Annotated in this window: 9 protein-coding genes; 4 read left to right on the forward strand and 5 right to left on the reverse strand. The window is 70.0% G+C overall.

Annotated features, from left to right (window positions below; all coding sequences use genetic code 11):
• Window positions 1–50: 50 nt before the first annotated feature.
• From PROPJV5_RS04170 to PROPJV5_RS04190, 5 genes are all read right to left on the reverse strand, one after another.
• Window positions 51–1,691 carry an ABC transporter gene (locus PROPJV5_RS04170; RefSeq protein ID WP_119715091.1) on the reverse strand — a complete coding sequence of 547 codons (1,641 nt, stop codon included), beginning with the start codon at window positions 1,689–1,691 and terminating at the stop codon, window positions 51–53.
• Window positions 1,688–3,196: a glycosyltransferase gene (locus PROPJV5_RS04175; protein ID WP_220474326.1), complete on the reverse strand. Its 1,509-nt coding sequence runs from the start codon at window positions 3,194–3,196 to the stop codon at window positions 1,688–1,690. The genes PROPJV5_RS04170 and PROPJV5_RS04175 overlap by 4 nt, the downstream gene beginning before the upstream one ends.
• Complete coding sequence (locus tag PROPJV5_RS04180) at window positions 3,193–3,783, reverse strand: hypothetical protein (RefSeq protein ID WP_220474327.1); 591 nt, start codon at window positions 3,781–3,783, stop codon at window positions 3,193–3,195. Before PROPJV5_RS04180 ends, PROPJV5_RS04175 begins: the two co-directional genes overlap by 4 nt.
• Window positions 3,784–4,024: 241 nt before the next feature.
• Window positions 4,025–5,197, reverse strand: coding sequence for a cutinase family protein (locus tag PROPJV5_RS04185; protein ID WP_182858569.1), 1,173 nt, complete (start codon window positions 5,195–5,197; stop codon window positions 4,025–4,027).
• A gap of 35 nt (window positions 5,198–5,232) precedes the next feature.
• Entirely contained in the window at window positions 5,233–7,791 is a 2,559-nt protein-coding gene (locus PROPJV5_RS04190; protein ID WP_119715094.1) for a DEAD/DEAH box helicase, read from the reverse strand.
• A gap of 250 nt (window positions 7,792–8,041) precedes the next feature.
• On the opposite strand from PROPJV5_RS04190, the gene PROPJV5_RS04195 reads away from it, so the two are divergent.
• The 4 genes from PROPJV5_RS04195 to PROPJV5_RS04210 all read left to right on the forward strand — a co-directional run bounded on the left by PROPJV5_RS04195 (window position 8,042) and on the right by PROPJV5_RS04210 (window position 14,651).
• A complete protein-coding gene (locus tag PROPJV5_RS04195) occupies window positions 8,042–8,698 on the forward strand; it encodes a beta/alpha barrel domain-containing protein (protein ID WP_147385341.1) in 657 nt (218 codons plus the stop codon).
• A gap of 209 nt (window positions 8,699–8,907) precedes the next feature.
• A complete protein-coding gene (locus tag PROPJV5_RS13005; protein ID WP_275403696.1) occupies window positions 8,908–9,858 on the forward strand; it encodes a C40 family peptidase in 951 nt (316 codons plus the stop codon).
• 83 nt (window positions 9,859–9,941) lie between these two features.
• Window positions 9,942–11,621, forward strand: coding sequence for a glucose-6-phosphate isomerase (gene pgi, locus PROPJV5_RS04205; RefSeq protein ID WP_119715096.1), 1,680 nt, complete (start codon window positions 9,942–9,944; stop codon window positions 11,619–11,621).
• 246 nt (window positions 11,622–11,867) lie between these two features.
• Window positions 11,868–14,651 (forward strand): FAD-binding and (Fe-S)-binding domain-containing protein, encoded by a 2,784-nt coding sequence (locus PROPJV5_RS04210; RefSeq protein ID WP_119715097.1) that lies wholly within the window; start codon window positions 11,868–11,870, stop codon window positions 14,649–14,651.
• Window positions 14,652–14,683: the final 32 nt, after the last annotated feature.

Raw genomic sequence — 14,683 nt, forward strand, 5'->3', positions numbered from 1 at the left:
GGCTCGTGGGGTGCCTGCACGCCCGCCTCGGCCGTGCGTCCTCCGCGTTGTCAGCTCGTGAACCGGTACAGCCGCCAGGTGAGGCCGCGGCCGTCCCGCCACTGGCGGACCATGGTGGCAACACCCGCGCCGTCGGCCCACATGCCCGGGTACTGCTCCTCAATGGCGTCGGCGGGGGCCGTGTCCGGAGACGTCAGCAGGGCGTAGTCGACGCCGTTCCCGCGGGGGTCGGCGAGCAGCTCCCTGAAGTCCTGGTCGGTGGTGATCGCGTAGACACGCGGATCCTCCGCAGCCAGGACGATCGGGAAGGAGTAGGCGACGTCGGTGATGACGGAGCCCTCGGGCAGGCCCATCGCGGTGATGTCCTCGGCGGCCTGCTGCTCCATGGGGTACTGGCCGCCCCTGGCGACCTCGACGGCGAGCGCCTCCTCGCGGCCGAACCGGGGGTTCGTCTCGGTCCACCAGGCCAGCGGCAGTGTCAGTGCCGTTGCGCCTGCCAGGGTCACGACACCGGCCCGGCGCAGCCCTCGTGAGGCACCGGACCGGCTCACCGCCCCGGCGAGACAGCCGACGGCAAGCACGGCGAGCGGCACGGCGGTGATCTGGAACCGCAGCCAGCCGAACGACATGCCCCGCAGGAAGGTGAGGTTCTGGAAGACGAGCACCGAGCCGAGCACGAAGACCGGCGACAAGAACCTCGTGTCCCGCCGCCGCAGGGCCACGACGAGAGCGACCAGCGTCAGCGGGACGGCCAGCGGTGCCGTGCGTGCCAACTGCTCGACCAGGTAGCCCGGGCGGGCGTACCGGCCGGTGCCGACGATCCCGTCGATCGACTCCTGGAAGGTGCCGACCTGGGCCGAGTTGCCGTACTGGGAGGTGAAGGTCTCCAGCCACGAACCGACGATGATCTTGCTCGCCAGCGCCCACAGGCAGAAGGCCGCGACGATCGGCCCCACTGCGAGGACCATGTCGAGAACGGCCATCCCGAGCGCCCTCGCCCGCCCGCGAGAACGGGCCCACGTGACGACGAGGACGAGCACGCCGACCGCTGCGCCGACCGCCAGCGCCTCGTATCGGACGAGGTAGGCCACTCCGACGCCGACGCCGACTTGGACGAGCTGCCAGGGGTCGTTGTCGGTGAGCCAGTCGACCAGGTGGGCGGCGACGTACAGGCACACCGTCAACAGCATCGCCTCGCTCGCGCCGGTCGCGGAGGCGAGCAGCACCAGCGGGTGCAGGGCGAAGAGGGCGGTGAGGACGACACGCATGACCCGCCCGGCGCCCAGCTGACCGAGCAGCCGATGCATGAACATCACCGCGAGCGCCCCGCACAGTGCCGACACGAGGCAGCCCGCCAAGGCGTCGCTCGCCAGCGCGGGCCACAGCGGCGACAGCAGGAGCAGCGGGATGACGGCGAGCGAGGGCAGCGGGTTCCACACGAAGCCGATGGCCGCCAGGTGCGGGTCACGGCTGAACAGCACGTAGTAGGCGTTGGCGACCCGGCTCATGGCGTCCGGGAAGACGAGGTCGTGGGCGCTGAGCCAGAACGCCGCCACCAGGTAGCCGACGAGGAAGACCAGCCCCACCACCCGCTCGGGGCGGTGTTCCTGGCGGCGTGTCAGGGCGCGGCTGGGGGCGCCGGCGTCGAGCTCCGCCTCCGCGGCCCCCGCGTCGAGTGCGGCGCGGCTCATGAGGCGCCTCCCGCCTCGGCGGCCGTCGTCTGCTGCCGGTGGAGCCCGTGAGTGGTCTTCTCCCAGTAGGACGGCGCGGTGACCAGCTGGATCACGGCCTTGAGGGCAGCCAGCCACATGAGCCCCCAGTACAGGGGCATCAGGAGGGCGGCCGGGAGCAGATCGGGGCGCTCCAACTGTCGCGCGGTGAACACGCCCATGTAGAGCACCGAGAGATTGCCCAGGACGAGGCAGACCATGCCGAGGTAGTAGACCACCGGCGGGAACAGCGCGGCGATCGCCGGGTCATGGGAGGTGAACCACATGGCCGTCAGCGCCCAGAAGAAGCCGTTGAGCGCCGACAGCAGCGGGGTGCCGGCGATGAAGACGACCAGGCCGGCCACGCCGCGCGCACCGAGCTGGGATGTGACGAGCCGGGGGCTGCGCACGTGGACGAGGAAGGTCTGGATGTAGCCCTTGTACCAGCGGCTGCGCTGCCTCACCCAGTTGATGGCGTCGGGGTTGGCCTCCTCCAGGGTCGTCGACCCCAGCACCCCGACCCGGTAGCCCGCCCGGTGCAGGCGCAGCCCGAGGTCGGCGTCCTCGGTGACGTTCCACGGATCCCAGGCTCCGACGTCCCGCAGCACGTCGGAGCGGAAGTGGTTCGAGGTGCCGCCGAGCGGCACCGGTGCGCCCAGGGCGACGAGCCCGGGGAGCATGTTCGTGAACCAGGAACCGTAGTCGAGGGTGAACCAGCGGGTGAGCATGTTCTGGGCGCTGTTGTAGAAGCCCAGCCGCGCCTGGACGCAGGCATAGGACGGGCCGAGCCGCCTCATCGCGACGACGGCGCGCCGCAGCTGGAGCGAGTCGGGGTCGTCCTCGGCGTCGTAGATGGTGCACATCGCGCTCTCGGCCGTGAGGAAGCCGTAGTTGCAGGCCTTGGGTTTGGTGCGCGGGTCCAGGGACGGGACGGTGACGACGCGGACGTGCTCGCGCGGCGTGATCCGGCGGGCCGCATCGGCCGTCTCGGTGTCGTCGGCCTCCAGCAGAAGACGGACGTCCAGGAGGTGGCGGGGGTAGTCCAGCCGTTCGAGTCGTTCGACGAGTTCGCCCAGGAGCGGCTCGTGGAACACGGGCACGAGCACGGTGTAGGTGGGCAGTTGGTCGTCCGGGACGGACCGGGCCTCCTCGTCGCTGACCATGACGGTGCGCCCGCCCCTGGCGCCGAGGCGGAACAGGGCGAGTCGGTAACCCAGCGCGGCGATGTAGGCGAGGACCACCAGGGCGATGACGACGACGCCGGCGGTCCTGGGGGAGAGCAGCAGACCGGCCAGCAGCCCGGCGGTGAGGACGGCGAGCACGACACCCTGCCAGCGCACGAGGACGCTGCGGGCGGAGTACGCGGGAGCTGCGGTGGCGAGGCCGTGGCACGACAGCTCGACCAGCTGGTCGTGGTCCTCGGCGAGCACGCTCGCGGGCGGCACGCTGAGGAACCTGGTTCGGTTCTGGGTGACGTCGGGTGTCACCAGGACCACCCCCATGCGGCGAGGAGCACCAGGGAGGCCGCCACGGCGGGCACGACGAGTCGGCGCGGGTCGACACGGTCGAGCTGGCCTGGTGGTACGGGCCCGCGGCGGGCGGCCATGACGACGGCGCCGAGCAGGCAGGCGGCGAGCCCCACGGCGCCTGCCGGCACGGAACCCAGCGCGGGGACGGCGCCGAGCAGTGGTGCCGGGGCCGCGGGCAGGGCCCAGCAGCTCTCGCGGGTGCCGAGCACCCAGAACAGGCAGCCCAACACGAGTGAGGTGGCCGCCGCGCCCGCGGCGAACGGGTGCTCGCCGGCATCCCACTGGAGGGCGGCCCAGGCCGCGGTGAGCAGCCCGCCGCACCCGAGGATCCGGTCCAGGTCGCGGTCGTCGATGTGCGGCTGGTGCCGGCGGGTGAAGACGAGGGTGGTCGCGAGGGCGAGGCCGCCGATGTTCCACATCCAGGAGCCGGGGGATGCCGCCGGGCGCGGCATGGCGGCCCAGAGGCAGGCGCAGGCGCCCAGCACCAGTGCGTGCTGGAGGACGAGTGGACGCAGAGCGGGCAGGGCAACAGGGGGCGGTGTCATGGCACTTCTCTTTTCCAAGACGACATGGCATGGGGTGCGGTCGTCATTCGGTGACGTCGGGGGCGGTCACCATCGGGGATGGGGGCCGTGCGCCAATAACACGACTCCCGGAGACGAGCCCATCATGGCACGCGACACCGACAGGCCGGGCTTGTCTTGGCCAGTGGAAAGGATCGTCCCAACGGCGCGGGGAGGCCCGGGTTTCCTGCCCTGGGCCCTGCTCTCCCGGTCTTCCGGTGGCTCAGTCCTCGGCCTGCTCGTCCCCGCCTTGCCCGGCCCGCCGACGCCGCACGAGAGTCACACCGGTGCCGCCGGCCAGCACCACCGCGACGCCGAGCGTCGCGAGGATGATGCCCCGGCGCCCAGAATCCGTCGCGGCGGCCTGCTCCTCGGGCGCGGCCAGGTGGGGGAGCCCGGTGAGCTCCGCGGTCACCGCGTCGAGCGTGTCCGGCAGGTTCTCCGGGGTGTACGAGCCGTGGTTCGAGCCGCCGTCGGAACGCTCCTCCTTCAGCGTCGTCGAGCGGGTCAGCACGCGCGACAGCGCATCGGCGGAGTCGCAGACCGGGTCACCGGCCGTGCACACCGACCACGTCCTGGGCGCCGCCTCGCCGGGCACCGCGGCACCCGAGCCGGACATCGCCGAGGAGAAGGATGCGGCGTCGACCGTGCCGTCGTACAGGGCGACGACGACCTCGATGAGTCGTTGTACCTGCGCCTGGCGGTCGCCGGTGCTGCCGGCAAGCTCCGCCTTGAGGTAGTACAGGGCCGCCGTCAGGCCGTAGGAGCGGTTCGAGGCGGTGCCGTCGAGCTCGGTGATGTTCTGCCCGTCGTAGTGCAGCGGATTGCCGAGCAGCACGGCGCCCAGCAGGTTGCCGTTCAACGCCCCAGAGCCGAGGGCGCGGGTGGCCACCTCGGCGCCCTGGCTGTACCCCACGACGAGCAGTTTCTCGTCGGGGCAGCGCTGCGCCTCGGCTCCTGCCAGCCGCTCCAGTTCGGTGGTCCCGGCCTCGACGGAGGCGACGTAGGCCGGTGCGGCCGACGACTCCTCACCCAGCACCATGTCCTGTACCGATGCCGTGTCGATGTCGTCGAGGGAGACGGCCGGGTAGTCCAGGTACACCTGGGCCAGGTCCACGTCCGGCCGCTGCTCGCCGAGCCGTGAGGCCAGCTCCGAACGCACACCGTCCACCATGTCGCCGTACGGCGCCTCCTGGCCCGAGCCGCGGGCGCCGACGAGCAGCACCTGCGCGCAGCCCTGGGTGTCGGCGGCGCTGGAGGCCACGGGATCGCCGGACCAGCCGTCGTCGGCCCCGGCCGGCACCGAGGTCAGCGCGGTGGCGGCGAACAGGGCGGTGGCCGTCGCGGCCGCGGCCCACCTCGGGCCCGCAGTGGTGACCCATCCGGGCATGCGCATGATCAGGGGGCTCCTTCGGTGAGGTGACGTCATCGTCATGATTCCACCTGGCGGCCGGCCGGCCCGTCCAACCTGCCGAAGCCGACGACATGGACGATGAGATCGTCGGCCTCGTCGCAGGAGTCGAGGTCGATCGTCGCGGTGATCGCCCAGTCATGGTCGCCTTCGGGGTCGGCGATCGTCTGGCGCACCGTCCACAGACGGCCCGTCTCGTCGATCCGCAGGAACTGTGGGCCACGGGCGTCGGCGCCGGTGCCGATCTCGTCGTGCTCGTCCCAGTAGTCGCCCAGCGCGTCGTCCCAGTCGTTGAAACCGAAGCTCGCCTCGGGGTCGGACGAGTTGAGCGCCGCCAGGGCCTCGACGTCGTCATCGGCGGCCAGCTGCACGCGGCGGAACATCGCGTTGCGCACCAGCACCGTGAAGGCGGCCCTGTTCGCCGTCAGTGCCCGGCTCTTCTCGGCCGGTTCGGGCCGTTCGACGCCGAGATCGCCGCCGGCGCCCAGCCGCGCCCACTCGTCGATGAGTGAGGAGTCCGTCATCCGGACGACCTGACCGAGCCAGTCGAGGATCTCGTCGAGGGCCGGCGTGCGCGCGGTCAGCGGGACGGTCTGGCGCAGCGCGCGGTAGGCGTCGGACAGATAGCGCAGCACGGTGCCCTCCGAGCGCTGCACCTTGTAGAAGGCGCAGTACTCGCCGAAGGTCATGGCCCGTTCGTACATGTCACGCGCCACAGTCTTGGGGTGCAGCGGGTACTCGGCGAGCCAGGGGCGGGTGGCCGAGAAGGTCTCGAACGCGGCCTCGAGCTCGTCGGCCAGGGGCTGCGGGTAGCTGATCTCCTCAAGGGCCGCCATGCGCTCGGTGTAGTCCATGCCGTCGGCCTTCATCTCGGCGATCGCCTCGTCGCGCTCCCTGCGCTCCTGGGCCCGCATGAGGGGCCACGGGTCCTCGAGCGTGGCCTCGATCGTGCTCACCACGTCGAGGGCGTAGTCCTCGGCCGTCGCGTCGAGCAGTTCGAGGGCGGCCATGGCGAAGGCGCTGAGCGGCTGGTTCAGCGCGAAGTCGTCCTGCAGGTCGGGGTTCAGGTCGTACCAGCGTCCGCCGGGCGTCGGCTCCTCGCGGCGGACCACGACCCCCGCCGAGATCATCGACCGGCCCAGCTGGGCGGCCCGGCGCAGCAGGCGCCCGCGGATCCTCCGATCGGTGACGCAGGCGTCGACGATGTGGACCAGGGCCGCGCCGGTGTCCTCGTCGCGGCTGAGCAGGTTGAGGAGCATCGAACTGGTCACGCGCATCCGGGCGTGGAGCGTCTCGGGCACGGACTCGATGAGCTTGGTGAAGCTCGCCTCGGTGTAGTTGACGAAACCCTCCGGCGGTTTCTTCTTCCGGACGCTCTTGAGCTTCTTGGGGTCGTCTGCGAACTTCGCGGCGAGGCGCGTGTTCTCGACCTGGTGCTCGGGGGCCTGCGCCACGACGTAGCCGATCGTGTCGAACCCCGCGCGGCCGGCGCGCCCGGCGATCTGGTGGAACTCGCGGCTGCGCAGGATCCGTTGGCGGCGGCCGTCGAACTTGCTCAGCGAGGTGAACAGCACCGTGTGGATCGGCACGTTGATGCCGACACCGAGGGTGTCGGTTCCGCAGATGACCTTGAGCAGGCCCTGCTGGGCCAGCTGCTCGACGAGACGACGGTATTTCGGCAGCATGCCGGCGTGGTGCACGCCGATGCCGTGCCGCAGCATCGACGAGAGAGTGGCGCCGAAACCGGGTGCGAACCGGAACCCGCCAATGGCGCCTGCGATCTCGTGGCGCTGCTCGGTGGTCACGAGCTTGACGCTCATCAGTGCCTGGGCCTGCTCGGTGGCGAGCTTCTGGCCCGAGTGGACGATGTAGACCGGTGACTGGCCGGTGGTGACGAGCTCACTGATCGTCTCGTGCAGCGGCGTGAGGGCCCAGTGGTAGGTGAGCGGCACCGGGCGTTCCGCGCCCGTGACGACCGAGGTGCTGCGGCCCGACCAGACGGTCAGGTTCTGCGACAGCTCGGTGACGTCGCCGAGCGTGGCGCTCATGACGACGAACTGGCAGCCGGGCAGCTCGGACAGGCCCACCTGCCAGGCCCAGCCGCGGTCGGGGTCGGCGATGAAGTGGAACTCGTCCATGACGACCAGGTCGATGTCGGCCTGCGAGCCCTCGCGCAGCGCGATGTTGGCCAGGATCTCGGCCGTGCAGCAGACGATCGGGGCGTCGGGGTTGACCGAGGCGTCCCCGGTGACCATGCCGACCAGGTCGGCGCCGAAGATCTCGCAGAGCGCGAAAAACTTCTCGTTGACGAGGGCCTTGATCGGGGCGGTGTAGTAGCTGCGGCCACGCGCGGCGAGCGTGACGAAGTGCGCCGCAGTGGCGATCATCGACTTGCCCGAGCCCGTCGGCGTGGTGACGATCGCGTTGTCGCCGGCCAGCAGCGCCATGAGCGCCTCGCTCTGGTGCGGGTACAGCGACAGCCCCTGCCCGGCCGCCCAGCGGTCGAAGGCGTCGAACAGGGCGTCGGGGTCGTGCGCCAGCGGGCCGGTGGGCAGCAGATCGGTCAGTGTCTGGGTCATCGTGGAGCCAGTCTAGGGGCGCCCGACGCACGGGGACGTGCGGTGCCTTGCGCCCTGGGCGCGGTGTCCTCGACGGGGCGCCCCGGTGTACGGGACGGTTGATCCGGGTCGACCGGGTTGCTGCGACGACCCAGGACGGGAGCCGGGGCCGTGCCGTCCCTGCCCGCCGGGTGATCCGGCGAGGCCGTGGCATGGTCACGGGGGTCCACTGCACGGCGCTGGGGCTGGGTGGGATGCCTAGAATCAACCCGTGAGCGAGATGACCGAGGCCGGCGAGCAGCCCGGCGCGCCGGCGCCCCTGCCGCGCGAGCTGGAACTGGTCAGGGCGCTGGTCGTCCTGCCGGACAGGGGTGTCGACAAGCTCATGCCGGTCATCGAGGTGCTCGTCCAGGAGAAACTGGACGTCGTGGCCGTCGAGCTCGGGGACGAGGACCTGTCGGCGCTGTTCCCGCTCTACGCGTTCCGCGCCTGCCTGGGTGTCGCCGGGATCACCGGGGCCGGTGATGCGCGCCGCGCGGTCGAACTGGGTGCGGCGTTCGCCCTGTGTCCCGACCCCGATGACGAGACCCTCGACGTGCTGCGAGCCGGTGGGATCCCGGTGATCTGCGAGGCGCTCACGCCCGGTGAGGTCCGCGCCGCCTGGCGTCGTGGCGTCGCGGCCGTCGAGGTGCGGCCCGCGGACGTGATGGGTGACCGCTACCCGAAGGCGCTGCCGCCGATGGTGCCCGGCGTACGTCTCATCGCCAGCGCCCAGGACGTCCCCACGGGTCGCACGTGGCTTAACCAGGGCGCGGTTGCCATTGATGTCACTGATCCGGTTCTCTCGCGGGTGTTCGTCTCGGGCGATCACGCCTCGCTGCGCAAGCGCGCGGCCGACGCCGTACGGCAGGTGAGCCGACGCCACTAGGGGTGAAACCACTCAGGGAGGCCTCAGGGAACCCTGGTTCTCTCAGGAACGCCACGCAGTTCCCCGGCGTTGCTCCTGAGAGACCGCCTGCTGATTCTGAGATTCTCGGCCGCCGAAGTTGAAGTTTTCTCAGGAAGTCACATATGGTGGGACGCGTCCGGTGCTCAAGCACTGATCATTCCCTGACCATCACAGAGAACGAGGAAGCCGTGACCGCACGCCGAGCTCTGCTGAACGACGACACCATCGAGGTCGTCGAGACTGCTGAACCCGCTGCCACCCCCCGTCGCGCCATGATGCCGGCCCTGGCCGACATGGCCGTCGAGTCCGCCAGCTCGCGGGACGTCACCACCCTGCACGTCGTCGGTGGCTCCAAGGCCGCCCCGACCAAGAGCCGCCGCCGTTTCGCCGCCCCGGTCACCGCCGTGGCCGCCGCCTCGGCCATCGGCGTCATCTCAACGCTCGTCCCCGCCGCCGCGGTGACGAACCCCTCCGTCCAGTCCGGCGCGTCCTCGGTCGATGACGGCACCGTCTTCCAGGCCAACGCCCTCGCCGCAGTCGAGGCGAACAGGAACGCCGACGAAGCCCTCAACGGCAACATCGACGCCCTGGCCGCCGCGTCAGACGAGGCCAACTCCGCCTTCGCCAACGCCGGCGCCAATGCCGCGGCCGCAGAGCAGAAGAAGCAGGAGGAGGCCGAGAAGGCCGCCGCCGCTGCTCTCGCCGACCAGGAGGCCGCGGATGCGAACGCCGCCGCGAGCACCACGAGCAGTGAGGCTGGTTCCTCCGCCCCGTCGGTCACCGCCTCCAGCGCCGCCGCTCAGGCCGCCGTCGACTTCGCCCTGGCCCAGCTCGGCAAGCCCTACGTGTACGGCGCCACCGGCCCCGACGGCTACGACTGCTCCGGCCTCATGATGGCAGCCTATGCGGCCGCCGGCGTCTCGATCCCCCGCACCAGCCAGGCGCAGATGGCCGGTCTCACCTCGGTGTCCCTCAGCAGCCTGCAGCCCGGTGATCTCGTCTTCTTCTACGGCGGCAGCCACGTCGGCATGTACATCGGCAACGGTCAGGTCGTCCATGCCCCCACCGAGGGCGATGTCGTCAAGATCGCCGACATGAACTCCATGGGCCCCACCAGCGCGGCCCGCGTCGCAGGATGACCGCGCGGAAAACCTCGGCGATGTCCGCAGCCCCGGCTGCGGACCTTGCCGTTAACACAGCTCCGCGCCGTAGGCTGAGCCCCATGAACTCCTCACCTGTTGATCCCACGACCACTGGTGCCTGGGCCGAGCTCAGCCGGTTGCACGGCGAACTGACCGTCGACTTCCGTGCCTGGTTCGCCGATGACCCGCGGCGCGCAGAGGACTACACGCTGACCGCAGGCGACCTGCTCGTCGACCTGTCGAAGAACTACCTCACGCCCGCCGTGCGGGACGCTCTCGTCCGGCTCGGCGAGCAGGTGGGGCTCGAGGCCCGCCGCGACGCGATGTACGCCGGCGAGCACATCAACACCACCGAGGACCGCGCAGTGCTGCACACCGCCCTGCGCCTGCCCCCCACCGAGACGCTCGCCGTCGACGGGGTGGACGTTGTTGCCCAGGTGCACGAGGTGCTCGATCGTGAGATCGCCTTCGCCGAGAAGGTCCGTTCCGGCGAGTGGACCGGGGCCACCGGCAAGCCGATCACCACGGTGATCAACATCGGTATCGGCGGCTCCGATCTGGGGCCCGTCATGGTCTACGAGGCGCTGAAGCCCTACAAGGCCGACCGCATCGAGTGCCGCTACATCTCGAACATCGATCCCACGGACATGTACGAGAAGACGAAGGACGTCGACCCCGAGACGGTGCTGTTCATCGTCGCGTCGAAGACCTTCACCACGCTCGAGACCATGACGAACGCGCGCATGGCCAAGAACTGGTTGATCAACTCGCTTGAGAACGCGGGCGCCATCGAGTCCACCGTCGCAGCCCGCGAGGAGGCCACCGCCAGGCACTTCGTGGCCGTCTCGACGGCCCTCGACAAGGTCGCCGAGTTCGGTATCGACCCGGCGAACGCCTTCGGCTTCTGGAACTGGGTCGGCGGGCGCTACTCCGTCGACTCCGCCGTGGGCCTGTCGAACCTCATCGCCATCGGCGCCGACAACTGGCGCGCCTTCCTCGACGGCTTCCACGAGATGGATCAGCACTTCGCCACGGCGCCGCTGGCCGAGAACGTCCCGGCCCTCATGGGCCTGCTCAACGTCTTCTACGCGAACTTCTACGGCGCCCAGTCGCACGCCGTGCTGCCGTACTCGCAGTACCTGCACCGCTTCCCCGCCTACCTGCAGCAGCTCACGATGGAGTCCAACGGCAAGTCGACCCGGTGGGACGCCAGCGCCGTGGTGAGCCAGACCGGCGAGGTCTTCTGGGGCGAGCCGGGCACCAACGGCCAGCACGCCTTCTACCAGCTGCTGCACCAGGGCACCCGCATCGTCCCGTCCGACTTCATCGGGTTCGCCACCCCCGCGCACGCCCTGCGTGAGGGCGGCAACGACGTGCACGCGCTGTTCATGTCGAACTTCTTCGCCCAGACGAAGGCCCTGGCGTTCGGGAAAACGGCCGACGAGGTGCGCGCCGAGGGCTGCGACGAGGCCATCGTGCCGGCACGCGTGTTCAGCGGCAACCGCCCGACCACCTCGATCCTGGCGCCCGAGCTCAGTCCCAGGGTGCTCGGCGAACTCATCGCCCTGTACGAGCACATCACCTTCACCGAGGGTGTCGTGTGGGGCATCAACTCGTTCGACCAGTGGGGTGTCGAACTCGGCAAGAAGCTCGCCCTGCAGATCGCACCTGCCCTCGGCGGCGACGAGCAGGCGCTGAACGACCAGGACGGTTCCACGCGCAACCTCATCGAGAACTACCTGCGCATGCGCAAGAACTGACCGGATTTCGTGGTGGAGGGAGCCGCGCCGTGACTGGTGCGGCTCCCTCCACGTCCGGCCCCGAGTTGACCCCGACGCCGACCCCCTCAACACCCTGACTGAACCCTGGTTTTTGACCGGCTGAACGGCTCTTGCCTGTAAAAATACGGACCCGGTTGGTCCGCAACATTCGGTCTGGTTTATCGTCTGGCTTAGGAACGGTCTGACCGGTGTCAACGTAGACCCGGCCTTCTGTGAGGAGGCAAGATGTCGTCACCCACCATCAACAAGGAGATCGGCACCACCCGGCTGATCGATCGCGTCGGCATGGCACACGACGCGTCGCACTACCTGCTCATCCCCGAGGTTGTGATTACGGCCACCGACACGGCCCATGTTGCTTCGGTGATGGCGCAGGCCCGCCGTGACGGCAAGCACGTCACGTTCCGCTCGGGTGGCACCAGCCTGTCAGGGCAGGCGCTCAGCGACTCGATCCTGCTCGACGTCCGCAAGAACTTCCGCGGCGTCACCGTACTCGACGGCGGCGAGCGGGTGCGCTGCCAGCCGGGCGCCACGATCCTCAACATCAACGCCCACCTGGCGCGCTACAACCGCAAGCTCGGCCCCGACCCGGCGTCCTCGCGCGCCGCGACGATCGGCGGCGTCATCGCCGACAACTCGTCCGGCATGAGCTGCGGCACCCAGCTGAACTCGTACCAGACGGTCGAGTCGATGGTCATCGTGCTGCCCAGCGGCACCATCATCGACACCTCGTCGCCCAACGCCGACGACTACCTGCACCGCGCCGAACCCGAGATGTGGGAGGGCCTGGCCGCCCAGCGCGACCGGCTGCGCGCCAACCCCGAGGCGGTCGCCAAGATCCGCCAGCAGTACGCCATGAAGAACACCATGGGCTACGGCGTGAACTCCTTCCTCGACTACGACGAGCCGGTGCGCATCCTCGAGCACCTCATGGTCGGCTCGGAGGGCACACTCGGTTTCGTCTCCGAGGTGACGATGCGCACCATCCCGATCCAGCCGCACGCCGCCACCGCGCTGCTCATCACGCCCGAGCTGAGTGTGGCCACCGACGCCCTGGAGGACCTCATCGCCAACGGCGCCAAGTGCCTGGAGCTCATGGACGCCGCCAGCCTGCGGGTCGTCCAGACCTACCCCGAGGCCACGCCCGAGCTGGCCGCCCTCAACGTCCGCGAGGACTCCGGCCTGCTCGTCGAGGCCCTCGCCGACTCCGAGCAGGAACTCGTCGAGCGCATGGACGCCCTGAACTCGGTGCTGGGCGGCCTGCCGATCGCCGACCCGCCGCGCTTCACCAAGGACCCGCGCGAACGCGCCAATCTGTGGCAGCTGCGCAACGGCCTGTACACATCGGTTGCCGGTTCGCGCCCGGCCGGTACGACGAACCTGCTCGAGGACATCGCCGTCCCGGTCGGTGACCTGACCGCACAGACCGATGACCTGCGCAAGATCTTCGCCGCGAACGGCTTCAATGAGGCCGTCATCTTCGGCCACGCCAAGGACGGCAACATCCACTTCATGGTCACCTGCGACTGGAACAAGCCCGGCGACATCGAGCGCTACGAGGCTTTCACCGAGGACATGGTCGCCTCGGTGCTGGCCCACGAGGGCACCCTGAAGGCCGAGCACGGCACGGGCCGCGTCATGGCCGCCTATGTCGAGCGTCAGTGGGGGCCCGAGATCTACGACGTCATGAAGACCGTGCGTCGTCTGGCTGACCCGAGTGGCGTGCTCAACCCGGGCACGATCATCACCGACGACCCGCAGATCCACATGAAACACTTCAAGATGATGCCGCCGGTCGACGGCTTCATCGACCGGTGCGTGGAGTGCGGCTACTGCGAGCCCACCTGCCCGTCGAAGGACCTCACCCAGACCCCGCGGCGCCGCATCGCGCTGCTGCGCTCGATGAAGGTGCTCTCGGACGAGGCGGCCGCCGAGATCCGCAAGGACTACGCCTACGAGGGCGTCGACACCTGCGCCGCCGATTCGCTGTGCTTCCTGTCCTGCCCGCTGCGCATCGACACGGGCAAGTTCATGAAACGCTTCCGCGCCGCTCGCCACTCCAGCCCGTACAAGGCCGTCATGACCGCGGCCGCCAAGGGCTGGGGCCCGGTGGTCTCGGTGCTGCAGGTGGCGCTCAACGTCGTCGACAAGGTGCCGAGCCCCGCCATGACCGGCGTGACGAAGGCCGCCCGCGCCGTGCTGCCGAAGGACATCATCCCGCTGGTGGGCGACGACCTGCCGGCCGGCGGTCCGAAGCGCCCCGCGGCACACAGCACGCCGGCTGACGACTTCGTGCTCTTCTCCAGCTGCATGGGTGCCCTGTTCGCCCCCGCCGAGCACAGCCACGGCGGTGGAGCCGGGTCGAGCTTCACCAAGCTCGTCGAGCTCGCCGGCCAGCATGCCCGGGTGCCCGAGGGCCTTGGCAAGCTGTGCTGCGGCACGGTGTGGGTATCGAAGGGCTTCACCGACGGCGCCGACGAGATGGCCCGCCGCGTCTACGCCTCGGTGTGGGAGGCCAGCGACCACGGCCGCCTGCCGGTGGTCTGCGACGCCGCGAGCTGCACCCACGGCCTGGAGGAGACCGGCAACCACCTGAGCGGTGAGGAGGCCGAGAACTGGCGGAAGATCACGATCTACGACTCGACCACCTGGGTGGCCAAGTTCGTGCTCGACAAGATCACGCCGCGCTCGAAGGCCGGCTCGATCGTCATCCACCCGAGCTGCTCGATGCGTCACCTGGACTGCGTGGACGACACGGTGGCCTGCGCCGAGTTCGTGAGCGACGACGTGACGGTTCCGGTCAACGCCGGTTGCTGCGCCTTCGCCGGCGACCGCGGCCTGCTGCACCCCGAGCTGACCCGTTCGGCCACCCGCGCCGAGGCGGCCGAGGTCGCCGAGCGCGAGTACGACGAGTACGTCTCGGCGAACCGCACCTGCGAGCTCGGCATGAGCCGCGCCACCGGCCACGAGTACCGCCACATCCTGGAGGTGCTCGCCGAGCACGTGTGAGACGTCGACCGGCTGTCGCGCCGGCCGGCGGA

It is taken from the genome of Propionibacterium ruminifibrarum (assembly GCF_900289195.1).
GTDB classification, from domain to species: Bacteria; Actinomycetota; Actinomycetes; order Propionibacteriales; family Propionibacteriaceae; genus Propionibacterium; species Propionibacterium ruminifibrarum.

Coding starts and splice junctions, on each gene's coding strand:
- PROPJV5_RS04190 (WP_119715094.1), bottom strand. CDS start 7,791: ATGACCCAGACACTGACCGATCTGCTGCCCACCGGCCCGCTGGCGCAC.
- PROPJV5_RS04185 (WP_182858569.1), bottom strand. CDS start 5,197: ATGCGCATGCCCGGATGGGTCACCACTGCGGGCCCGAGGTGGGCCGCG.
- pgi (WP_119715096.1), top strand. CDS start 9,942: ATGAACTCCTCACCTGTTGATCCCACGACCACTGGTGCCTGGGCCGAG.
- PROPJV5_RS04210 (WP_119715097.1), top strand. CDS start 11,868: ATGTCGTCACCCACCATCAACAAGGAGATCGGCACCACCCGGCTGATC.
- PROPJV5_RS04180 (WP_220474327.1), bottom strand. CDS start 3,783: ATGACACCGCCCCCTGTTGCCCTGCCCGCTCTGCGTCCACTCGTCCTC.
- PROPJV5_RS04170 (WP_119715091.1), bottom strand. CDS start 1,691: ATGAGCCGCGCCGCACTCGACGCGGGGGCCGCGGAGGCGGAGCTCGAC.